Genomic DNA, 22,305 nt, shown 5'->3' on the forward strand with positions numbered 1-22,305 from the left:
TACCTCCTTTTTCTGTTATGGGTTTATTCAATATACTCGAACTGCTTGCTTTCATCATGAAATTCAAAGTTCCCTTTCAGGCCTTCTGTAACATAGATCTTTTTATCAGCGGTAATAAAAACAGCCTCAACACCACCATACTGCCTGAGAAGTTCCTTACCTTTCTCCAACCCTAAGATAAAGACCGCCGTATCAAGAGCATCTGCTTCCAACGAAGACTCTGTGACCAAGGTGACGCTCATCAAATCCGACTTGGCTGGATATCCGGTATCAGGGTCAAGGATATGATGATAGCGTTGACCATCTTTTTCAAAGTATCTTTGTTCATCTCCTGCTGTTACAACCGCTTTGTTCGCTACTTTAACAATTCCCACGATTTGACCACTCTGGTCCCCTACAGGTCTAGGATTTCGAATACCGGCCTTCCAGGGAGTTCCATCAGGCTTCTTTCCTAGAGTTACGACATTTCCGCCAATGTTAATAAAGGCCGAATGGATACCGTTCTTTTGATAGATCTCCTTAGCAACATCTCCGGCATACCCTTTGGCAATGCCTCCTAGATCAACCATTTGCCCAGCCTTTTTCAACCCCACAGAGGATTCGTCAATATAAATATCTTGATAATTAACTAAGGGGAGTAAATTTTTCAACTCTTCGTTGCTAGGAATATGTTCCTGATTTGTTCCTATACCCCAGCTTCGTACTAATGGCCCTACTGTAATATCAAAGGCACCATTACTCAGCACAGCTACTTCCTGAGCCTTTTTTATTATTTTCACCGTTTCAGAATCCAATTCCACAGTCTGGATTCCCGCATTTTCGTTCAGCTTGTAAATATCCCCTTCCGAGGCATTAAAGGTTAAGAGTCTGTCCAGATAGTTTATTTTTTCCATAACTTCATCGACTGCAGCTTGTCCGTTTGCTCCATAAACCTTTTGAGAAATAACCGTTCCCATAGCAAAGTCATCAGCTTCAACCGTTTCATTTTTGTTCGAGTTACAAGCTGTTAATATCCCTACGGCCAGGATCATAAGTATCACCGCAGCCAGGCGTTTTCTATTAAGATTTTTATAGTTCAACAACCTTTCATTCCCTTCTTAAATAAAACATATGAACCGAATCTCCCGCAGTTACGCGCAGGATATTCGACCTCTTCACTTATTTTCTTCTAAAATATATCACACAACTAAAGAGATTAAAACGATTGTTGTCGGAATTAGTCGGTTATGCAAAGTGATAAACATATATAAATTAGTAATCTCCTTTAACTTCGAACTTAATTCTGAAAATACAGGGAGAAACACGGGGAAACACGGGGAAACACGGGGACAGGTTCACTGTTTTGCTTCTAGCAAAACAGTGAACCTGTCCCCGTGTTTCTCTTTCAATTAGTGTTTTTCTTATAAAGTTTCTGAGCTCTATATGAAATAAAAAGGAAGCTAGCGATACAAAGCGGTATGAATAAGGATCCTAAGGCTCTTAAAAGGGCAAAGGGAGTTTCAAATATAAAAGCTTTCCAAAATAGTTCTCCATTCATATCCCATAATTGCGGAGTCAAGTATAATAACTTTGGATTTAATATTATATCTAAATCAATAACTTCTGTTGCTATCATTGCTACAAAAAGTGGCAAAAAGCAGATTGCCAGTTCTATAAACATTTTAGATAATCGTTTATATTTGCCCGCTTTTGAAATCTTGTCTGAGAAAATATCATCATCACTATCTTTATCAATTTTCTTAAAATATTGGGGCCCCGAGTTCTTCTTGCCTACTATGTGTTGCCAACCACTGTCTTCAAATAGAGTACAGTAGTCAATGAAATCCTCTTGATGCTTGAACGTTCTATAATCAATCTTAATTGTTGCCTCTTCTGGTTTTGTGAAACGGAATTTATATCCAAAGGATGTATCTATTAACTGATAGCCTTTTTTAGCCATCTCAGTTAACCATTTTTCTTCTTTGTCATAGTCAATAAAATACTTAAACTTCCTCACTATAAACCCCTCCAAACAATTAGTTTAATAACCCTTTTGTTATGCTAATCATATGCTGCATTCTTTCAAAATCTAAGCGTAAAATCTCTTTTCCTTTATCTGTTATTACATATGTCTTTCGTCTTTTATCCTCACTTTTTACGGACTGTATCAATTTTGCTTTCAGCAAATTCTCAATTGCTCCGTAAAGGGTTCCTGCTGCTACTCTAACTTGTTGACTACTTAGTTCCTCAATCTTTTGCATGATAAGGTAACCATGAGCAGGTTCTAACAAGGCTAAAAGCACGTAGTATGTGGTTTCTGTCAATGGTAGATCTTTATCTCGGTTCATAAGCTCAACTCCAATTTTTATGTTATACATCTAAACTATACAGTCACAATATACAGTTGTACTATATATATAACATATACAGTTCCACTGTATATGTCAATACAAAACCGGTTAAGGTTAAGAAAAAACGCTACGGGTCTTTTTACTATACATGTCTTTTCTATGAAAGTAACTCAAGGGCTATGTCATCCTGAAGGAGGTACGACTGAAGGATCTAGATCCTTCGCTAACGCTCAGGATGACAAACACGAGGACAGGTCACTTGTTTTGTCTAAAGCAAAACAGTGAACCTGTCCCCGTGTTTTAGGTTGTATACCATCCATTTTATGGTTTGCACCATTCATAATGAATTTGATACCCTCTGCAATCGCACAGAATCTTCCTATTATTAACTTATCTCCTAGGAATTCATAATGATGTTCTATGTTATCGTAAAATTTCTCTGGAGGGTTTTTATTGTCGCTATAATATGTGTACTCTCCGATTTCTACATTTGTCTTTGGTGGCAGGTTCTTTAAATAGCAAATCGTCTTTATACGTTCATTAGGAAATAGCTTATTTTTATCTGGCCCTGTCATTATGCAACTCCTTTCTCAGGTATCCATTTAATTAACTCTTAGTCTGTTAATTTGATCGAGCATAAATTTTGGTTTTCTTTGTTCAAGGCAAATTTCACCCCATCCGGCCATTAAGAATTGCCGAGACTTAATATTTTTGATAAGCTAAATTTATACAGCTGAGGTACTAACAAAGGAGGTAAATAATTTGGCGACAACAGCTTTAATTCTAACGATTATCCTATTTATAGCTGGTTTGTTAGGTACCATACTGCCTATTCTACCTGGTGCCATTCTCATTTACGGTGGGATGGTTCTTTACGGCTTCATGACTAAGTTCGCAACACTTAATGCAAACTTCTTTCTCTTACAAGCATTAGCGCTCGTGGTTATTTTCTCTATAGATTTTCTAGCCTCTGCTGCTGGCACGCGACGCTTCAATGGCAGTAAACAGGCAGCCTGGGAGCAATCCTCGGCACAATTGTTGGTTTAATTTTCCTCGGACCTCTGGGTATCGTAATTGGGCCCTTCCTCGGTGCCGTTGTGGCTGAATTGCTGCGAGGAATAGAAATAAACCGAGCAATCCGGGTTGGCTTTGGCACTCTCGTCGGAATCCTTGGCGGAACAGTATTAAAGCTAGGGGCTGAAATTTTGATGATCGTTTATTTCTTTATGAGTATATAAACACTTCTACGCTAAATTCTTTAATAGATGCCTTTATTGCATAACGTTAAAAAATAACTCCTGCTATAGATTACAAATGTTTCTACAACAGGAGTTGTTTTGATTTTTGGTTTAATTGGTAGGTTCCCATTTGCATCTTACAGGGGAAACAATGGTATTTTCTTTTTTTAACTCTTTAAATGCTTTATCAACTTCTTTACGGTCTAGCCCTGTCAATTTTTCAACCTCTCCGGCGCTTAAAGGCTTTCCGGCATCTTTCATTGCGCTTAGCACATCCTCTTTAATACCCATATTATATCCTTCCTTTCATATAATCCAATTTATTATTTGCATTATTGTACCAAAAATCTGCAGAAATTTCATTTCATAGATTAGCAGTATAAGGGCAATATAAAAAGGGCTACAAAAGGATAAAAATTAAGGAGGTATTTATATAATATGGGTATCTTAAGTGATATTTTTGGAAATGGGAATGAGGACGAGGCTCCAGAAGAGATTCGAGAAGAGCCTACGCAGACTAACGATGACGCAAAGCTACTTCTCCGCAAAGAGGAGCTCAATATTGAAAAAGACAGAGTGCAAACTGGTGAAGTAGAACTTAGCAAGGAAATCATTGAAGAACAAAGGAGCGTCGACGTTCCTGTAATGCGTGAAGAAGTTGTTATCGAAAGAAGAGCCTTGAACAACGAACAGACGGACTCGCCAATAGCTGACGAAGATGCCATACGAATTCCTGTCAGTCAAGAGAAAGTTATCGTCGATAAATATACCGTTGTAACCGGAGAAATTCTAGCTCGCAAGAACATTGTTGAAGATACTAAGCATATCGATGAAACTCTTAGACATGAAGAAGGTCGGGTAAATAAATATGGCAATCCCGATGTAATCGAGAGTGTAACGGATCAGCAATTACAGTAGCATAACAAACACCTCACCCATCGTATTTATGATTGGTGGGGTGTTTTTCTAATAAGTGGAGGCCGAAGGTATGGAAGAGAACTCATCATTTGAAACAAGTTCGTCTAATCAAACCAATGACTCGATTGAAAATGTGTCCCTTCAGATTAAAGAGGAACAACTTGATCTCGTAAAAAAGTGGATACGAACAGGAGCGGTAACGATATATAAGGAATCTTACACTCAGGAAAAAACATTTACGGTGCCTGTTAAGTGTGAAGAGCTTGTAATAGAAAAGAAAACCATTTCTTCCGCTAATCATGGGCACATAGACGTAGAGGTACCTATAGAGGTTACTCGTATACTTTTAGGGGAAGAGCAAGTTGAATTTAAAAAGCACTGGGTTGATTTGGAAGATTTCTCCGTCTACCAACGACATATAAATGATATAAAACATTTTGAAGTGACCTTAAGGCATGAGGTACCTAAACTAAAATTTACTGAATCCCCCCCTGGAGATTAGTTCCCTTCTGGATTCATAACGAATTTATAGCTGAATTGAACTAGATCAACTATTACGGCCTGGCTTTTAAGGATCATTCTATCCTTAAAAGCTAGGCCGTAATTAATTATATCCACTCTTATATATCCGTAGCAATGTTTATCAATTACACTGGTGCTGTTATTTGGTGAGTTTTGACAAGAGCTGTGAACGCTTATCAGACTTAGCATTTTCATATTCGCTCTCTATAGCATCTATAAGATCAGTGGGTAGATTATTTGCAATCAACTCAGCCTGCATCGCATTCAAGGTATTACTGAACTGTCTATCCATGTTAGCCTCAAGCATGTTTCCTGCTTGAATATATTTTTGGGCCAACGCTGAACGGTTTATTGTACCCTCTTTCTTGCGTTGAGCGTACTCTTGAACTGCCGCCGAATACAAAGTATCTAAACGACTCAAAGCTACACTCTGTAGATAACTAAACTGAGACTTATACTTATTATTAATTTCTTCAAGAGTAAACTCTTTCGGAGTAGTAGTTTGTTTAACAGGTGCAGCTATCGTCCCTGGTTCAGGTTCAGTTTGCTTTGGCTTATTATCTGGAGTTTCATTTATCTCATTCGTATCATCCGTTGTTTTTGGTTGATTGATTGGCTGACCTACTGTACCGGGATTATTTTCAGCGTTCAAACCATCAAATGATGTAAAAAAATCCTCTCCAAACTGGCTAGTAAGCTCATGTTGGATTTCCAAGTCAGGCTTAAAATATTTATCGTATCCCCAAAATCCTGCCACAGCTATCAATAAGACCATAACGCCTGCAATCTTTAGAAATTTACTTCTCATAAATCCTCCAAATAATTTATTTATAAATCATATATTCAATAAACCATAAACAAATCCCTGCTTACACTCTCTGAATAATCGTAGGCAGAAGCCTTTCGAAAGCATCACTGTACCAAACGACATCCCCCTATCTAACAATAGCAGGAAAACCCCTTTGAAAGCAATATGTTATATTAAAAGGATTAGAAGAAAAAAATTAGCTTGTCATACCAATATATAGCAGGATAATTATTAACTTTATAGAATACAATCCATTGAACCTACATGCACAGTGACACTAGGTGAATTGTACATATATTTTCAAAAAATAACCTTTTTGAGAAAATTTAATTTTAGGAGGAGAAACTATGCATTTTCCAGTTTCCGGTGTCGATGTATTACCCTTCATCCCTCCCTTGGTGGCATTTCTGGTATCATCATTAACCGCTTCTGCAGGTGTGTCTGGTGCATTTCTACTACTCCCCTTCCAAGTGAGTGTTTTACACTACACCAGTCCAGCAGTGAGTCCTACTAATCTTATCTATAATATTGTAGCCATTCCTGGAGGTCTCTATCGCTATATCAAAGAGGGGCGCATGGCATGGCCATTGACATGGGCGGTGGTTATCGGTACCCTCCCTGGCGTATTCGTAGGTGCCTGGGTACGTATACTCTATTTGCCAGACCCCAAAGTCTTTAAGCTCTTCGTAGGCGTAGTGTTATTGTATCTGGGCTACCGACTTCTGTCCGAAGTGATGGGCTGGAATAAGAAGGTAAAAGAACAAAGTACGATCATGCAAAACAAGTTTGCCAAACAAGTAGCTAAGATGAAAGAAGTAAATTCTGGTCGATTAGCTTCCGGCCTTCCTGCAGAAGCTGTGGTTAAGACTAAGACTATTTCATGGAAAAAAATCGAGTATGAATTCTGGGGTGAAACCTATTCCTTTAGCGGAATATCTATTTTATGCCTTTCTCTGGTTGTCGGTTTAATTGGTGGTATCTATGGCATTGGCGGTGGTGCGATTATATCTCCCTTTTGTGTTGCCGTGCTAGGGCTGCCCATTTATACTGTAGCCGGTGCCGCCTTAGCAGGTACTTTTATTACCTCCATTGCTGGAGTCGCCTACTACCATATTTTAGCCGCAAGCAACCTTGCAGCAGGTGCCTCAGTAGCCCCGGACTGGATGCTAGGCATACTCTTTGGTATTGGGGGTTTGCTTGGTACTTATGTAGGTGCCCGAGTCCAGAAGTTCCTGCCTGATCGAATAATTAAGATTATTTTAACTGGTTTAATACTATTTTTGGCTATTAGCTATATTGGACAATATTTCCTCTAATCCTCTAACAAAAGGCTATTGTTCAATAGACTCTCAAAGGATATCTTATGATTAAATACTAGAATCGTCTAGAGTTGTACCAGTCAGTGTATTAGGTAGTTTTATGTGATAGAAGAAGAATGTTCAATGTAGAAAAAGTTTTGAGGTGAAAACAGTGAAAGAAGACCTGCAAAATCCTGCCTTCGCTTATATTGCTGGGCGTATCGATAAAATGTTGGTACCCGCTCTACTTTACTTTCTAGCACATAAGCCTGCACACGGGTACGAGCTAATACAAAAGATTAACGAATCAGGCTTCTCGGAAATCGAAGCCGACCCAGCCACTATTTACCGCAACCTACGCAAGATGGAAGAAGATGGGCTGGTCATTTCCCAGTGGGAAACTCAAAATACTGGTCCCGCACGACGGTCCTACCAGTTAAGCCCCGAAGGTTACCAGGCCTTGGACTATTGTGTGCAATTAATCACCGACAAGGTAACCAAAATGCAAGCTTTTCTAGAACAATACCAGCGGGAGGTGAAAGGAAGTTGAGTTATCAGCAAATCTTAAAAATATTACACGCCGGGGCTTTGCGCAAACCGGTTGTTGAATGTGCCAAGTTGCTACAGGCAGTTTGTCCGGAGATAGACATTCAGCTAGAATCCTATGGTTCACGGGCCTGTGCTAGACAGGTGCGTGAGGGCAAGGTCGTTGATATCCTAGCTCTGGCAGACCCCATGCTCTTTGATGAGCTGCTAGGACCCGAATACGTGGACAAATACTATATTTTTGCCAACGACCAAATTGTATTGGCCTATAATGAGTTTTCTAGAGGAAGCGGAGAAATCAACGTCAAGAACTGGTTTGATATTCTGCTTCGCGAAGACGTCACCTTTGGCAGGTCTAACCAAAATTTAGATCCATGTGGCTATCGTACTCTAATGGTCTGGCAGTTAGCGGAACAATACTACGAACAATCCGGTCTCTTTGCTCAACTAGACCAGAAGTGCAGAGAGGATTTGATTTATCCTAAATCTTACGACTTAGCCTCAGATGTGCTGGTAGGTAAACTAGGCTATGCCTTCGAATATCTCTGTGTGGTTAATCAGTTCGGTCTGAAATATCTGACTCTACCAGAAAAGATTAATCTATCGAACCCCTCTTACGCAGAGTATTACAAGCAGGCCACAGTAAGTTTGCAGGGCAAAAATTCCGGTGAGATGATTACGGTCCCCGGTGCACCCATTGAATTTGCCATCTCTATTCCAAAAAATACTGAAAACCCCGACTTAGCAAAGAATTTCCTAGATCTAATTTTAAGCAAGAAGGGGCAGCAGATCTTGGAGGATTGTGGGCTGATACCTTACTAAATTACCGATATGTGCTAGGGGCAAACAAATATAAACAAAAGGCATTTTAGTACTAGCAAGTGGGCATGATAATCCCATTTGAGTATTGAAATGCCTTTGTTTATAATTATCCTATTTTCGTAATAAGATTCTTTTTTCTCATAGTAAGTCAGTAAATATCTCATAATATAGCAGGAGGTGTTCGATATGGAACTCTATTGGGTTGCTCAGGCTGTCGCGTACTGGTCCCTTGTTTTGTTCTTAGTCCCCATAAACTATATCAAAAGACTTATGCCCTTCGCCTTTCTAGGCGGTTTCATCTATACTTGGATAGTGCAAATATTTGCGGTAAATATATTCAAACGATGGTCCTTTAAGGGTGACATAGTAATGATTTATAATATACCCGTTTTCTTTACATTAAGTTGGTTCGCCGTGACAGTAATTTTTGGCTATTTACTATGGCGCTTTTCAAAATATCAGATATGGCTTGTATTGTTTTTTGTTATATGGGCTACGATTATGAACTATACAGCCCACTCACTTAATCAGGTATTCTTTAATGGTTGGAGTATCGCTGAGACCTTTATGTTCGCTATTTTTTCCCACGTTTTATTACTCTATTTTTTTAAGTATCTACATCATATAAATGAGTTAGGTGCTAACGAAACAATGATTCAGGATTCATTCTCAGGGCTAAAAGATCGAATTAAGTAACTTGGCTAGGTAACAGGTCCTTCTCAAGACTAATCGATGAGATGGCTTTCAAATTTAAAAAGGTGAGAGTGTTTCACCCTCACCATAATAATTCAAAAAATAACTTTTCAAGTCCTACTCCACTGTGACGCTCTTGGCCAAATTTCTTGGCTTATCAACGTCACACCCCCTAGCAACTGATACATAGTACGATAGAAGTTGCAAGGGTATAACTGTAAGAATTGGTGAGAGCTCATCCATTGTCTCTGGAATATAGATCACATGATCTACCGACTTCGCCATGCTGGTATTCCCTTTGTAGGTTAGTCCGATGACTTTAGCATCTCGGGCTTTGACCTCTTTGACATTGGAAATTGTCTTTTCATAGACATCCCGTTGGGTAGCTAAAGCTATGACGGGTGTGGCCTCAGTGATCAGGGCCAAGGTACCGTGTTTTAATTCGCCAGCCGCATAAGCTTCAGCGTGGATATAGGAAATTTCTTTTAGTTTTAGAGATCCTTCCATGGCAACAGCCCAATCTAAGGAGCGGCCGATAAAGAAGGTATTTTCTACCTTAGCAAAGGACTCTGAAAGCTCTTTAATGAGACTCGACTGGTCTAAAAGCTCTTGGACCTGAGCCGGAATCTTTCTCAACGCAGTAATAATCTCTGCAATTCTTTCTTTAGGCAATGTCCCTTTAACCTGAGAGAGATAGAGTCCCAGTAAAACCATTCCCTCGAGCTGAGTTGTGTAAGCTTTCGTCGAAGCTACGGCAATCTCCGGGCCGGCCCAAGTAAAAATCACATCATGCGCTTCCCTCGATACCGTGCTTCCTACCACATTCGTGACGGCAACCACCCGCGCGCCTCGATTTTTTGCTTCGCGCAGAGCGGCTAAGGTATCCGCTGTTTCCCCGGACTGGCTTACGACCACAACTAAGGTATGATCATCTACAAGAGGAGAGCGATAGCGAAACTCAGAGGCAATATCTACTTCAACGGGCAGATGTGCCCATCGTTCAATCAAGGTCTTGCCTACCAATCCGGCATGCCAAGCTGTACCGCAAGCAACAATATATACTTTATTAATCTGAGCTAGTTCTTCAAGGGTTAAATCTACCTCTTGAAGGACTACTTTCTCGTCTTCCAAGCGTCCTAACATGGTATCCTTCAAGGCTTTAGGTTGTTCATGGATTTCTTTGAGCATGAAATGCTCATATCCACCCTTCTCCGCTGCCACCGCATCCCACTTCACATCGTAGACTTCTTTGGCACGGGGATTGCCTTCAAAGTCAAAGACCTTCACTCCATCTTCAGTAATGACAACCATTTCGCCATCATCCAAAATATAGACTTTACGGGTATAGTTCAAAATCGCAGTGATATCGCTAGCTACAAAAAACTCTCCATCTCCAAGACCGACCACCATAGGGCTGTCTTTACGAGCTGCCACCAGCTTATTGGGGTCCTGACGTCTTAAAACGACCATTGCATAAGAACCTCGAATCGTCTTCAGAACGTTCCGGACAGCTCCCTCAAGGTCTCCTTCATAGTAGGCTTCGAGTAAGTGTGCTAAAACCTCTGTATCAGTTTCAGAGGCAAACTTATGCCCTTTTTCAATAAGCATATCCTTTAATTCCAAGTAATTTTCAATGATTCCATTATGCACGACTACAAAGTCCTGCTTACAATCGCAATGAGGGTGTGCATTCACCTGAGAAGGTCTGCCATGTGTCGCCCAACGGGTGTGTCCAATCCCGATGCAAGACTGAGAATAACTCTGACCGAGTTCTTCTTCCAAGGCAACTAACTTACCAACACTTTTAGACACTACGATTTTCTCACAGTCTAAGACGGCCACACCTGCGGAATCGTAACCTCTGTACTCTAATTTCTTTAAACCATCAACCAAAATAGGGATAGCTACCCGTTTTCCAATATACCCAACAATACCACACATATGTGTATCTCCTCTCAACTTAAACTTTTGTACCTAAATTTCAGCCTTAGTGTATGTGCGAACTACATAATTTTCGGAAAATAATAAAGCCGTCCTATTTGGACGACTTGTTGATTCAGATTAAAGGCAACACAAGCAAGGGGGATCAAATTGAACACACCTTCCCCTTGTCTTGTCAGCTTTACCTTTGTCCCGAAAATTACTCCTCGGTTTTAAGTAAGCTTTACGGTGACAAGCCACCGAGAGGGATCCGCCGAATTCTTCGATAACCCTCTTCCTCGTCGACCTTATCAATTAGAACTTCTAAGGTCCTGGCGCTTTATATTATTGCCCAAACTGATTCAAATGCCCATCCAAACAATCTCTTTACATATTTATAAACCTATAGCATCACCTCTTTCTAGGGGTCCATGTGCCCTTTTCCACAAAAGAGTTTAGCCTTAATACAAAAGGCACATGGATCATTATAAACAAATTCTCAAAAGTTATCCAATGGTATTTTATTCATCACATTGAACAATAGTGTCAATAACCTCTTGGGCCAAGTCCAATAATTTTTCTTGATCTGGACCTTCGACCATGACTCGTATCAAAGATTCTGTTCCGGAAGGACGTACCAATACTCTGCCTTTGCCGTTAAGGATTTCCTCTACTTCATGTACTTTTGCAAGCACTCTGGTATCCGACATTAACCGTTCCTTATGTTGAACCCTAGCATTGAGAAGGACCTGAGGTAAGCGCTGCATTTGGGAAGCAAGCATAGACAGCGGAACTTGTCGTTCCTTTATCACGGATAATAACTGAAGGGCAGTCAATAATCCATCTCCTGTCGTGTTGTGATCAAGGAAAATAATATGTCCAGACTGTTCTCCGCCCAGCTGGGCTCCCGTTTTAATTAACTCTTCCATGACATAGCGGTCCCCAACTTGAGTTTCATAAATCTTGACCCCTGCCTCTTTTAGGGCAAGGTGTAATCCTAAGTTACTCATGACAGTGACAACGACTGAGTTTTGTGCCAATTTTCCCTTGGCCTTTAGTGCTAAGGCACAAATAAGTATGATGAAGTCCCCGTCTAAGATGGTGCCTTTTTCATCCACCACAATAAGACGATCGGCATCTCCGTCCATTGCTAGTCCCAGATCTGCGCCATGTTCCAATACTGCCTTCTGTAACCTTTCCGGATGAGTGGACCCACAATCCTCATTAATATTTATACCATCCGGCGTATTACATATAGAGATCACTTCGACCCCAACCTCTTGTAATATTTGGGGACCGACAAAGGATGCTGCTCCGTTGGCACAATCTAAAACTACTTTGATTCCGTCCAAACGTCCAACCGTGTATTTAAGAAAATCTTTATAACGAGATTCAGCGTCATGTACTTCAATTACCCTTCCTACCTCCCCGCCAGTCGGGGTCTGCCAAGGCTTCTCTTTACTTACAACGATTCGTTCAATCTCATCTTCAATAGCATCTGGCAATTTATATCCTGATGAACCAAAAAACTTAATTCCATTATCTTGGACAGGGTTATGCGAGGCAGAAATTACAACACCCGCGCTAACATCAAGGGTACGCGTTAAGAGAGCGATTCCAGGTGTTGGTAACACTCCAACTCGTAAAACATTTGCTCCGACAGAGCAAATCCCTGCAATCAGCGCGGATTCGAGCATATCTCCAGAAATCCGGGTATCTTTACCAATGACAATGCGGGGGTGTGGATGCTCCTTGCTAAGTACATATGCGCCTGCTTGCCCAAGGCGAAAAGCGAGATCGGGGGTTAGCTGGCTGTTAGCCACACCACGTACCCCATCCGTTCCAAAGAGTCGACCCAAATCGTTCCCTCCCTTCCTATTTAGTGTATTTACTTCTTTAGTAAAACGTTCTTATATACAAGAATCTTAATTTCAATGATACTTGTTAACTTCAATAGTTTACTCTATAGGAGCAAATTGCGCCATAAGAAATTCTGCAATTCTTATCCCATCGACGGCGGCACTGGTAATTCCCCCTGCATACCCCGCTCCCTCACCTGCCGGATATAACCCTGCTAAGGCTATAGATTCTCCTTGAGTATTTCGGACTATTCGAATGGGGGAGCTTGTCCTTGTCTCAATTCCTGTCAGATTTGCTTTATCCCCGGCAAATCCTTTGATTTTACCATTGAAAACTCGTAGTGCACGATCTAATACATCTCCTACTGCACCCGGAAGTACCTCATGGAGTTCATAAGATCTAATACCCGGGTAGTAAGTAGGTAACATTTCAAAACGGTCCGTCACACGTCGCTCTAAAAAGTCAACGACTCTTTGAGCAGGAGCCTTATAATCTGACCCGCCTGCAATAAACGCCCTATGTTCCCATTCTCTTTGGAATTCCAGACCAGCAAGGGGATGCGTCGTCGGAAAGTCGTCAGTTCCAACAGTTACCACGATGGCACTGTTGGCAATTGCCGAGTCACGAACATATTCACTCATACCGTTCGTGACAACTCCACCTTCTTCTGAAGCTGCTGCCACAACCTTTCCTCCTGGACACATACAAAAGGCATAAGCCCCTCGGCCAGTACTCACATCTTTATACGTTAGCTGATAATCAGCCGGTCCGACATGGGGGTGTACCTCTACTCCATACTGAGACTGATTAATCAGTGCCTGCGGGTGCTCTATTCGTAAGCCAATGGCAAAGGATTTTTTTTCCAGAGTGAGATTCATGTCAAATAAGTATTTATAGACATCTCGAGCACTGTGCCCAATAGCAAGTACAGCTGCTTCTGCAGGGATTTCCTCTTCACCATTAACAACGACCGCTCTCAGGCGACTTGATGATGTCTTTAATCCTGTCACCTTAGCTCGAAAACGCACCTCGCCACCTAAAGACTCAATTTCCTGCCGAATTCTTTTGACGACATCTTTAAGTATATCTGTCCCGATGTGAGGTTTAGCTAAATATTGGATTTCAGCTGGGGCTCCGTGCTTAACAAAGGTTTCTAGAACCTGCGAAATTCTTCGATCTTGAATTCGAGTTGTGAGCTTACCATCTGAAAATGTACCTGCTCCACCTTCTCCAAATTGGACATTACTCTCAGAATCTAGTTTTCCTGTATCCCAGAATTCCTGAACTTTTTGGGTGCGATCCTCAACAGCGTCACCCCGTTCGAGGACAAGAGGAGAATACCCCCTCCGAGCTAAAGCTAACGCAGCAAAATACCCTGACGGGCCCGCACCAATCACCACGGGACGATGGGTCAGGGTTTTACTCGGCTTTGGCCATATAACCGGGGCCTCTATCGGCATTTCTTTGAGCCCTGAAACCCTGGCTAAGATACGATTTCCCTGGGTCCTAGGTACGTCAAGAGAGAATTGAAGCGTATAGACAAAAGCGAGAAGAGGTTTTTTACGCGCATCTAAAGAACGACGCAGGAAGCGAAGACCGTTTATACTCTGTTCAGGTACTTTTAGTTTGCGGGCCATCGTCGTCTTTAAGAAGGCATCCTCTTCTACAGGAATTTTTAGATTAGACCATAATAAATCCACGTAGTTACTCTGCTCCTTCTTCCAAGTGAGCTTTTAGACTATAGTCCACTTGTGGTTTTGTAAGCATTTTCACTCCCGGCGGGAGTTGCCAATAAACATCAACACCTGTATAGTTTCCTGCCTCTTTACCCGAGACATCTACCCAGAGTTGGATTTGATCTGCAGCTACATTATTCAAGATATCCGATAGACCTTCGACAACAATATCTATAGGAGAAATTGGTTGCTCTATTTCTAAATCTTTCCCAATATTTCGGATTTGAACCGGAACCTTGGATATGGCCTTTTGAATTGGTCCGGGGCGAATCTGAGCAATAACACTCAGGGTTGTCCCGTCCAGAATGGTAACTCCCGCTGGTAATGATACTTGATTAATTGGAATCTGGAACGTTTTATCCTCTGTTAGATTACTAATGTCAATCGGGCCAAGGTTGACCGAGTCTAATCCCTTCAAGGCTTGTAGGGTCCCGGTAACCTGTATACTTGCTGGAGATGGGACTAATGACCAGAGTTCCATGCCTGAGGCCGGGTCTCCTTTACTAGTAACTCTCAAGGGAATCATTTTCGAAGAAAGATCCTTCGCTAGGACTGGAGCGATCACATCCACACTGCTGGGATAAGCACTTAAAATATCCATGCTCGGGTTTGGACCAAAGATCGGGTTGCCCTCTTTATCTCGAAAGCTTACTGGTCGAGATACTTGAATCGTTTCATTAGCGCCTGTAACGCTAATTTCAACAATTACTTTGTCTAGAGTACCTAAAATAGAACTCGGCCCACGTACATTGACCGCCGAAGGTTTAATAATCGGGCTGCCCGCTTGATAATCATCGGCAGGATTACCCGATAGGACGGCCTGAACTGGGACTGTCTTCTCTTGGACCGTATCCAAGGTCAGTTTAATATTTGAAGGTTGAACATCCACCACATTTGTTCCTGGGGGAGTGTTAACTTTAACGACATAAGTGTTTTCTCCAGGTACTCCACCAGATAGATCAATTTGCGCATAAATATCTTTAATATTGGCACTGGGATTGATTCCTTGCACACGAACTCGAACTAAAGGTAGTTGGGTCATAACAACCATGTTTTGGTTCAATCCGCTAGATACCACTGGGATGGTCAATGTCTGCTCAGGAATTAGCTTATCAGGTGTCCCTTGGTTCAGTACAAAAAGCCAAAAGAGAATGGCAAATAAGAACGAAACCACCTTAACTACGAGGTTTCGCCGAAGTATCTCAATCATGGCTACCACCTCCAAAACGGAATAACGGATGAGGAGACACTTTTGACATCAAGCTCCTGCAGCAGTAATTCTCGTAACGTTTTATCATCTGTAAAGCGAGTCAATGCTCCATCAATTCCAATGGATATGGCCCCGGTTTCCTCCGAGACAACAAGCACCAAAGAATCAGTGATTTCTGTTAAACCAATAGCTGCTCTATGACGTGTTCCCAAGTCTTTTTTGATATTGGGATTTTCAGACAACGGGAGAAAGCACCCAGCGGCAGCTACACGATCTTGCCGGATAATGACTGCACCGTCATGAAGTGGTGTATTCGGAATGAAAATATTGACTAAAAATTCAGAGGAGACCATGCCATCAATTTTGATTCCCGTTTCAACGAAATCTTGAATGCCTGTTTTTCGTTCAAGCACTATCAACGCTCCAATTCGGTTTTTAGAGAGAACTTGTGTGCACCGTACTAACTCTTCGACAACCTGTTCTAAGGTATCCAAGCCCGGGGTTGAGGGATGGCGAGTTAAAAACCGCCCTCTGCCCAGTTGTTCTAAAGCCTTCCTAAGTTCGGGCTGGAAGACAACGGGTATGGCGATGACAAACATCTCTAAGAGTTTACTCAACAACCAACTAATGCTTGTTAACTGAAAGTACCTTGCGAGGAGGGAGACAGCGACAAGTACCATCACCCCTTTAACTAACTGCACTGCGCGGGTACGTTTAATGAGCATATAGAATTGGTAGAAGACCACTGCCACCACGATGATATCAATAGCACTCCGCAGTCCAAAGTTTTCAAATTGTGATAAGAATTCTGCCATGGTCTCCCCCCGTTTCTAACTACTCAAATCTATAACCAATAGAGTTTTTCTCACTCTGTTTAAATTCTCCATATATGTAAAAAATCCTTGCCTTTACGAAATATTTTTTCGCTATGCAATCCCCATACCCGCTAGAATTCCGAAACATCCTGTTAACATCATATCCCCATAGGGTGCAGCTTCATACCAATTGAGAGGCTTCGCCATACTTCTCCTAGGTCCAGTGACTACAACAAAATCCCAGCCCGGGCGCATTTCTGGATGTAGAGTTGCACCATGCCCTCCTTGCTCATAGATTTCCGCATTGGTCAATTCGGTCATCTGAAATCGTTGAATGAGTTTGGCTAGGGATTCTATATTAATCATACTAGTGTGGTGCTCTACTATTCCATATACCCGTTCCCCTCGAATAGCTGCAACTAACGTATGCGAGTTCCCAATATTAACCGCTAAAATACCTTGATTGAGGTGGGGCTTAACATAGTGATCAGCCATAATTCCTAGAAGTGCCGCTGTCCCGGTATCCGCCACGACAGCCTCTGGGATAATCTCACGGAGTGCACGCATTCTTGTATAGACTTTCGGGATATCTTGAGTGAACACCAAGCCTCGCAAATCTCCTCCCTGCAAAACAAACTCCTCCCAGAGCCGAAAGCGAAGTGTTCGATTACTTTCTGTGACACTGAAGCCATGGTCTTGGACCGCAACTGCAGCTTTTAAGGGATAGTCGAGGCTAAATGCTTCGAGGGCTTGCTTCAGAGAACGAGTATCTACATCTCCCATCCAAATAGGCTTTGCTGATTGTGGTGCTGCTTCGCATAGGACGATTCCCATGCCCTCGACTAGAGAAAGGTTGTCATTAAAGGTTACTGCAGCTTTAGGGGTTGCAAAGGCTTTTAGACCTGCACTCACATGTTGTTTAAGTGCCACAGCACTCGCCCCTCCACCCATTAAATGTCCATGAAGAAAGATTTCATCTCCTTGAACTGTAGCTTTACGGATCTGTGCCGCTACCGTCTGAGTCCGACTAGGAACAATAAACTTTGGACAATTTTCTAGATTCTTCCCCGGTTGATAGAGAAGAATATCTTGGGTTCCGGACCCAACATCAATCACTATTACACTTTCTGTCATTAATAACACCACCTTCCCCAAATGGCAATGCAATTACCCCTTACCCGTAGGGGCAATTCATGAATTGTCTCTACAATTTTCACTACTTGATAAACTTTCTTCCTAGCCAAGGCTTAAAGAGCTTGACTGCGTGATGTGGACAAAGTTCCTGGCAACAAAAACAGCGAATGCAAGCTTGTAAATCGACGATCGGCCTCTGATTCTCATTCATGGTTACTGCTTTTGGAGGGCAATTATTGAAACAGTCTCTACACCCTACACACATCTCATGCTCAAACATTGGAAAAGGGCGAACACGGTTGAGTACAAAATTCTTGACGCTTTTTGGCAACGGAACCATGTCTAGAAAATTAGTGGATACTGCTTTTGGAATTATATAATTTTGAATTCGCCAAAGAGAACGGGAGTCCCCTTTTAATTCTATTTCATTGAGACGGCTTGTCAGACCTCGCAAGCGCGCTGCCATCAGCGTTGGAACCTTTTCTGGCTTTAGACCAATCAAATCTGTGGCAACAACATCTAAAGCGAAAGGGTCTGTACTCATAATAAGGGCTCCAATGTTTCGTGGTTTACCCGCTGAAGGCCCATCTCCTTCCATCCCCACGACACCATCCATTATACTTAAGGCTGGGTTTACCCAAGCAGCAATGTCCACAAGAAGATCTGCAAAATCGGGGATTTTAAACATTTTCAAGTGGTATTCGGCTTTTAATAGTCCTGGGATAACCCCGAACAAAATCTTAACTGCACCGGTAAAGGTCATCATGCCATGAGTTTTCAGCTTTGAGATAGGGATTACTACATCCGCATTTAAAACACAGTTAGTGACGGTTAAACTCTTGATGATTTTCCCTTCAGGATACTGAAAGGTTGTTTGTCCGACATCCTCGTTCAGAATCGCTCCTGTCCTCTCTGCAACTTCACGTAGGCCTGACTTTGTATAAATAGCCTGTAAAGCTCCTACTGTGTAAGGCCCACCGGGGCTGTCACCTATGATTGGTATTCCGCCAGCCTCCTGAACGAGTCGAACCACAGCTTCGACAACGCTAGGGTGAGTCGTAACTGCTTCCTCTGGTCGTTTTTTCATGAGGAGGTTTACTTTAAGCAATACCTTTTGTCCAGGTTTCACAAACGTGGACATACCGCCCCATTCTTCAAGGCCTTCCCTCAAACTGTTTTCCACATCTGCTGTGTAGTCTGGGCAAAATTTCAGCACTACTTTGGCCTGCACCTAAGAATCCACCCTTTCCAAGTCTGCAAAGATATCCGAACCTCGCCCAGGAAAGGCACTCAATTCAGCATCACATTGAAAATATTCGTTGGTATAATAATCCTGCTTTAGTCGTTCATCCATGGTTTCAAACTTTTGCTGAGAGAATTGTTGAGTCCGATGCTCTTTAATAGCCCTTTTTTTCTGCTCAGCCCATTGATCAATTGAGACGATATAGTCAATTTCTTTCAGTACATCTTCCGAAAGCCTCCATCCAGACTGGACATAACAGAGACGCGGTAAAGTATAGGGAGCTCCCCACTCGGGTTCTATATGCTCTTTTGCAAGTTGTATAGCTGCCTTTGTAAAGTAATGAATCGCTTTGTGGTCACGATGCCCGGACGAACCATCTGCTCCAAAGGTTATCACAACCTGAGGACGTATTTTACGGATAACTTGTACAAGTTTCTCTACTATTTCAAGATGCGGTGCAGTAGGAACTTCCTTATCTCGATAGCCTAGAAAAATTATCTCCTTAATCCCCAAGACCTTTGCTGCTCTTCTAAGTTCCTGTTCTCGAAATAAACCAAGTTCTTCCGGCTTGCAAATCCCAGCAGCCTTACCTGCTTCTCCTTTGGTCGCCGTCACAAGGGTAACGTTTAACCCTTGGTCGGCGTATTTAGCGATGGTTCCGCCTAAGGCAAAGGATTCGTCATCAGGATGGGCAAAGATGAGTAACATCTCATTTGCCATACTTGTTACTTCACCCTCTCTATACTCTATTTTTCATAGCAATTCTTCACACGCTGCCGCACCACGATAAACGATTATCATGTCATCCTGAGCTTAAGCGTTGGTCTAGATCCTTCGCTGCGCTCAGGATGATATGGCCCTTGACTTGATTTCATAACAATTACAAGTCTTTGACATAGGACCGGGCGCAGACGAGGTTTATCTTACGCCAAGTTTACTATTTTGTAACAATCTTTATATGCGCTTACTTATTTCATTCTCGTTTTATTATAGCGCGTTTTATTCCCCGAGGGAAATTTATAGCTTAAGCAATTAGTACTTATTTATATGTGGCATAATGTACCATTTCCAGGTTTAACTCAGCATGTTATACTGCAGTTGTCCAAAAAAGCACAAGCTTTAGCATAAGAATATTAATTTAGGAGGTTTCGGACATGTCAATGAAAGCAAAACTACTAATCGGAATTCAACTTGGCGTTTTAATGACCACAGTTGCTCTACCGGTCCAAGCTGCCCTTATTGTAGGAGCTCCTCGCCAGTTATCAGGTTCTGTTGTCACCCTGCGTTCTGTTGGTACCGTAACGACAGCCGTAACTCCTGCTCCGGTAACAGTAACTACGCCTGTAACCCCAGCTCCAGCTCCTAACCAAGGAACCCCAACAACTCCAACTCCAACCACCCCAACGTATATTAACATTGGAGCACCACCGACAAACTCCTATGGAAATGTTATTTCCTTAAAAAATTATAACCTAACTAGGACTAATTCAGTTGCTCCGACACCTACTCCAGTTCCTACCCCGGCAGCGACTCCGACTCCTACTCCCGCACCGGCTCCTACTCCGACCCCTACGATTCCTTCAATACCCCCAGTGTCAGCATTAACTGCTGACGAGCAACTTATGGTGGACATGATCAATCAAGAACGTATTGGGGCAGGCTTAAATCCTGTAATTGCAGATCTTCGCTTGACCGCCGTAGGACGAGCTAAGGCTAACGATATGAAAGTAAATAATTACTTTAGTCATACTTCTCCTACCTATGGTAGCCCCTGGGCCATGATGCAGCAGGCAGGTATTACCGTACGCTGGGCTGGAGAAAACATTTCAGCAAATAAATCAGTACCGGGATCAATGGCATCACTTATGCAAAGCCCAGGTCATAGAGCAAATATCCTAGATCCTCGTTTCACACATGTGGGTGTCGGAATAGCTTACGGAAGTGCTTATGGCAATCTCTACGTTCAAGAATTCTTGCAGCAGTAATATTAAAGAACCTCCTACGAGGTTCTTAGCAACAAGGTTATACTAGTATTCCATCATCTAGGTTTTCTAGACCCTTACTTCTAGTAAAAGTAGGGGTTTTTTTTTTGCCATATTACCCGATCCCTTTTTAGCCGCCCAGGAGGATTTTGAGCACTTTTCTGCTAACATTTTGTTCCATATAATCTAACGGGGCCTCCCAGTCGCATCCTTGGCTTAATACAACGTTTACAGCTCTAGAAATGTCTTCCGGTTCACAACCGGAAATAATATTACTTCCTGATTCCACGGTTTCGGGACGTTCTGTCACATCTCTTAAGGTTACATTTGGTATTTTAAATAAGCTGCATTCCTCCTGAACCGTTCCACTATCACTCAGCACACAAAAGGCATTTTGCTCTAAACAAACAAAATCAAATAGCCCTAAAGGTTCTAGAATATGAATACCCGTACTGTCAAGCGTCTTACTTTGCTTTTCCAATTGAGATCGAGTACGAGGATGCAGGCTGCAAATAAGGGGTATTTTGTATTCGAAATATAATCTATGAAAAGACGTTATGAATTTACTCAGACGAACCTCATTATCCACATTTTCAGCTCGATGTAAAGTTACTAGGAAATAACCCTTTTCAGTTACTTCTAAAGTCTTTAGAACGTTGCTTTGTTCAATCTTATCTGTATAATATCTCAGAACCTCCCTAATGGGATTTCCAGTAACATATATGCGTTTTCCTTCGATTCCCTCCTTCAGCAAATTTGCTCGGCTTCGTTCTGTATAGGGCATTAAAATATCACTACAGTGATCGATTACTCTTCGATTGATTTCCTCAGGCACCCTGTCATCATAACAGCGGTTGCCCGCCTCCATATGGTAAACGGGAATACTTAAACGTTTCGCTGCCAACGCAGTTAAAGCGCTGTTTGTATCTCCTAAAATAAGCAGGCGATCAGGTCTTTCTCTGATCATCACCTGCTCACACTTGTGAAGTATCTCACCAATTTGAGCCATCACACTTGTAGCCTGACAATTTAATTCGTAATTCGGAGATCTTAAGTTAAGTTCTGAGAAAAAAATCTCATTTAATCTTCGGTCAAAGTTCTGACCGGTATGCACTAAAATATGATCACATAGTCCATCTAAGAGAGGTATAATCCGGCTTAAGCGAATAATTTCCGGGCGAGTACCTAAAATCGTCATAATCTTCATTACAACATTCTCCTAACTAAACA

21 protein-coding genes and 2 pseudogenes are annotated in these 22,305 nt (G+C 42.0%); 8 read left to right on the forward strand and 15 right to left on the reverse strand.

Annotation, left to right across the window (positions count from 1 at the left end; translation table 11 throughout):
* Positions 1–23 precede the first annotated feature (23 nt).
* The 4 genes and pseudogenes from HGJ98_RS18840 to HGJ98_RS18855 form a co-directional block, all read right to left on the reverse strand.
* Positions 24–1,031 carry an FAD:protein FMN transferase gene (locus tag HGJ98_RS18840; protein ID WP_291353282.1) on the reverse strand — a complete coding sequence of 336 codons (1,008 nt, stop codon included), beginning with the start codon at positions 1,029–1,031 and terminating at the stop codon, positions 24–26.
* A gap of 353 nt (positions 1,032–1,384) precedes the next feature.
* Entirely contained in the window at positions 1,385–1,996 is a 612-nt protein-coding gene (locus HGJ98_RS18845) for a DUF2812 domain-containing protein (protein ID WP_367142749.1), read from the reverse strand.
* Between the two features lie 19 nt (positions 1,997–2,015).
* A complete protein-coding gene (locus HGJ98_RS18850) occupies positions 2,016–2,327 on the reverse strand; it encodes a PadR family transcriptional regulator (RefSeq protein ID WP_291353250.1) in 312 nt (103 codons plus the stop codon).
* A gap of 311 nt (positions 2,328–2,638) precedes the next feature.
* Positions 2,639–2,905, reverse strand: a pseudogene (locus tag HGJ98_RS18855) (acetyltransferase); the annotation flags it as partial.
* 187 nt (positions 2,906–3,092) lie between these two features.
* Here HGJ98_RS18855 and HGJ98_RS18860 point away from each other — a divergent pair.
* Positions 3,093–3,568: pseudogene (locus tag HGJ98_RS18860) on the forward strand (DUF456 domain-containing protein).
* Positions 3,569–3,679: 111 nt separating this feature from the next.
* On the opposite strand, the gene HGJ98_RS18865 reads toward HGJ98_RS18860, so the two are convergent.
* Positions 3,680–3,859: a transcriptional regulator gene (locus HGJ98_RS18865; RefSeq protein WP_291353251.1), complete on the reverse strand. Its 180-nt coding sequence runs from the start codon at positions 3,857–3,859 to the stop codon at positions 3,680–3,682.
* 147 nt (positions 3,860–4,006) lie between these two features.
* On the opposite strand from HGJ98_RS18865, the gene HGJ98_RS18870 reads away from it, so the two are divergent.
* Positions 4,007–4,486, forward strand: coding sequence for a YsnF/AvaK domain-containing protein (locus tag HGJ98_RS18870; RefSeq protein ID WP_291353252.1), 480 nt, complete (start codon positions 4,007–4,009; stop codon positions 4,484–4,486).
* A 70-nt stretch (positions 4,487–4,556) separates the two neighbouring features.
* Positions 4,557–4,988, forward strand: a complete 432-nt coding sequence (locus tag HGJ98_RS18875; RefSeq protein WP_291353253.1) for a YsnF/AvaK domain-containing protein — start codon at positions 4,557–4,559, stop codon at positions 4,986–4,988.
* A gap of 159 nt (positions 4,989–5,147) precedes the next feature.
* Here HGJ98_RS18875 and HGJ98_RS18880 read toward each other — a convergent pair whose 3' ends face one another.
* A complete protein-coding gene (locus HGJ98_RS18880) occupies positions 5,148–5,816 on the reverse strand; it encodes a hypothetical protein (protein ID WP_291353254.1) in 669 nt (222 codons plus the stop codon).
* Positions 5,817–6,163: 347 nt separating this feature from the next.
* On the opposite strand from HGJ98_RS18880, the gene HGJ98_RS18885 reads away from it, so the two are divergent.
* From HGJ98_RS18885 to HGJ98_RS18900, 4 genes are all read left to right on the forward strand, one after another.
* Entirely contained in the window at positions 6,164–7,132 is a 969-nt protein-coding gene (locus HGJ98_RS18885; RefSeq protein WP_291353255.1) for a sulfite exporter TauE/SafE family protein, read from the forward strand.
* Positions 7,133–7,277: 145 nt separating this feature from the next.
* Entirely contained in the window at positions 7,278–7,664 is a 387-nt protein-coding gene (locus tag HGJ98_RS18890) for a PadR family transcriptional regulator (RefSeq protein ID WP_291353256.1), read from the forward strand.
* Positions 7,661–8,482 (forward strand): extracellular solute-binding protein, encoded by an 822-nt coding sequence (locus tag HGJ98_RS18895; protein ID WP_291353257.1) that lies wholly within the window; start codon positions 7,661–7,663, stop codon positions 8,480–8,482. Before HGJ98_RS18890 ends, HGJ98_RS18895 begins: the two co-directional genes overlap by 4 nt.
* 186 nt (positions 8,483–8,668) lie before the next feature.
* Positions 8,669–9,178 carry a hypothetical protein gene (locus HGJ98_RS18900; RefSeq protein WP_291353258.1) on the forward strand — a complete coding sequence of 170 codons (510 nt, stop codon included), beginning with the start codon at positions 8,669–8,671 and terminating at the stop codon, positions 9,176–9,178.
* Between the two features lie 114 nt (positions 9,179–9,292).
* Here the strand turns inward: HGJ98_RS18900 and glmS are convergent, their stop codons facing one another.
* The 8 genes from glmS to HGJ98_RS18940 form a co-directional block, all read right to left on the reverse strand.
* Positions 9,293–11,116, reverse strand: a complete 1,824-nt coding sequence (glmS, locus tag HGJ98_RS18905; RefSeq protein ID WP_291353259.1) for a glutamine--fructose-6-phosphate transaminase (isomerizing) — start codon at positions 11,114–11,116, stop codon at positions 9,293–9,295.
* Between the two features lie 500 nt (positions 11,117–11,616).
* On the reverse strand, positions 11,617–12,954 hold the full coding sequence (gene glmM / locus HGJ98_RS18910) for a phosphoglucosamine mutase (protein ID WP_291353260.1): 1,338 nt from the start codon (positions 12,952–12,954) through the stop codon (positions 11,617–11,619).
* A 99-nt stretch (positions 12,955–13,053) separates the two neighbouring features.
* Positions 13,054–14,655: an NAD(P)/FAD-dependent oxidoreductase gene (locus HGJ98_RS18915; RefSeq protein ID WP_291353261.1), complete on the reverse strand. Its 1,602-nt coding sequence runs from the start codon at positions 14,653–14,655 to the stop codon at positions 13,054–13,056.
* Between the two features lie 4 nt (positions 14,656–14,659).
* On the reverse strand, positions 14,660–15,901 hold the full coding sequence (locus HGJ98_RS18920; protein ID WP_291353262.1) for a CdaR family protein: 1,242 nt from the start codon (positions 15,899–15,901) through the stop codon (positions 14,660–14,662).
* 2 nt (positions 15,902–15,903) lie between these two features.
* Positions 15,904–16,716, reverse strand: coding sequence for a diadenylate cyclase CdaA (gene cdaA / locus HGJ98_RS18925; protein ID WP_291353263.1), 813 nt, complete (start codon positions 16,714–16,716; stop codon positions 15,904–15,906).
* Between the two features lie 111 nt (positions 16,717–16,827).
* A complete protein-coding gene (locus HGJ98_RS18930) occupies positions 16,828–17,850 on the reverse strand; it encodes a DUF1786 domain-containing protein (protein ID WP_291353264.1) in 1,023 nt (340 codons plus the stop codon).
* A gap of 82 nt (positions 17,851–17,932) precedes the next feature.
* A complete protein-coding gene (locus tag HGJ98_RS18935; RefSeq protein WP_291353265.1) occupies positions 17,933–19,081 on the reverse strand; it encodes a DUF362 domain-containing protein in 1,149 nt (382 codons plus the stop codon).
* Positions 19,082–19,813 carry a PIG-L deacetylase family protein gene (locus tag HGJ98_RS18940; RefSeq protein ID WP_291353266.1) on the reverse strand — a complete coding sequence of 244 codons (732 nt, stop codon included), beginning with the start codon at positions 19,811–19,813 and terminating at the stop codon, positions 19,082–19,084.
* 434 nt (positions 19,814–20,247) lie between these two features.
* Between HGJ98_RS18940 and HGJ98_RS18945 the strand changes: the two genes are divergently transcribed.
* Positions 20,248–21,078, forward strand: a complete 831-nt coding sequence (locus tag HGJ98_RS18945; RefSeq protein WP_291353267.1) for a CAP domain-containing protein — start codon at positions 20,248–20,250, stop codon at positions 21,076–21,078.
* 127 nt (positions 21,079–21,205) lie between these two features.
* Here the strand turns inward: HGJ98_RS18945 and wecB are convergent, their stop codons facing one another.
* The gene (gene wecB / locus HGJ98_RS18950; protein ID WP_291353268.1) at positions 21,206–22,282 is read right to left on the reverse strand and encodes a non-hydrolyzing UDP-N-acetylglucosamine 2-epimerase; all 1,077 of its coding nucleotides are present in this window, start codon (positions 22,280–22,282) and stop codon (positions 21,206–21,208) included.
* Between the last annotated feature and the right edge of the window lie 23 nt (positions 22,283–22,305).

Origin of the sequence: Desulfosporosinus sp., assembly GCF_014237355.1 — a bacterium.
Classification (GTDB): domain Bacteria; phylum Bacillota; class Desulfitobacteriia; order Desulfitobacteriales; family Desulfitobacteriaceae; genus Desulfosporosinus.

What these genes read in the sequence shown, in the direction of transcription:
- HGJ98_RS18875 (WP_291353253.1), top strand. Translation starts at nt 4,557, where the DNA reads ATGGAAGAGAACTCATCATTTGAAACAAGTTCGTCTAATCAAACCAAT.
- wecB (WP_291353268.1), bottom strand. Translation starts at nt 22,282, where the DNA reads ATGAAGATTATGACGATTTTAGGTACTCGCCCGGAAATTATTCGCTTA.
- HGJ98_RS18900 (WP_291353258.1), top strand. Translation starts at nt 8,669, where the DNA reads ATGGAACTCTATTGGGTTGCTCAGGCTGTCGCGTACTGGTCCCTTGTT.
- HGJ98_RS18930 (WP_291353264.1), bottom strand. Translation starts at nt 17,850, where the DNA reads ATGACAGAAAGTGTAATAGTGATTGATGTTGGGTCCGGAACCCAAGAT.
- HGJ98_RS18850 (WP_291353250.1), bottom strand. Translation starts at nt 2,327, where the DNA reads ATGAACCGAGATAAAGATCTACCATTGACAGAAACCACATACTACGTG.
- glmS (WP_291353259.1), bottom strand. Translation starts at nt 11,116, where the DNA reads ATGTGTGGTATTGTTGGGTATATTGGAAAACGGGTAGCTATCCCTATT.
- HGJ98_RS18945 (WP_291353267.1), top strand. Translation starts at nt 20,248, where the DNA reads ATGTCAATGAAAGCAAAACTACTAATCGGAATTCAACTTGGCGTTTTA.
- HGJ98_RS18885 (WP_291353255.1), top strand. Translation starts at nt 6,164, where the DNA reads ATGCATTTTCCAGTTTCCGGTGTCGATGTATTACCCTTCATCCCTCCC.
- HGJ98_RS18940 (WP_291353266.1), bottom strand. Translation starts at nt 19,813, where the DNA reads ATGGCAAATGAGATGTTACTCATCTTTGCCCATCCTGATGACGAATCC.
- HGJ98_RS18870 (WP_291353252.1), top strand. Translation starts at nt 4,007, where the DNA reads ATGGGTATCTTAAGTGATATTTTTGGAAATGGGAATGAGGACGAGGCT.
- HGJ98_RS18865 (WP_291353251.1), bottom strand. Translation starts at nt 3,859, where the DNA reads ATGGGTATTAAAGAGGATGTGCTAAGCGCAATGAAAGATGCCGGAAAG.
- HGJ98_RS18880 (WP_291353254.1), bottom strand. Translation starts at nt 5,816, where the DNA reads ATGAGAAGTAAATTTCTAAAGATTGCAGGCGTTATGGTCTTATTGATA.
- HGJ98_RS18920 (WP_291353262.1), bottom strand. Translation starts at nt 15,901, where the DNA reads ATGATTGAGATACTTCGGCGAAACCTCGTAGTTAAGGTGGTTTCGTTC.
- HGJ98_RS18840 (WP_291353282.1), bottom strand. Translation starts at nt 1,031, where the DNA reads ATGATCCTGGCCGTAGGGATATTAACAGCTTGTAACTCGAACAAAAAT.
- cdaA (WP_291353263.1), bottom strand. Translation starts at nt 16,716, where the DNA reads ATGGCAGAATTCTTATCACAATTTGAAAACTTTGGACTGCGGAGTGCT.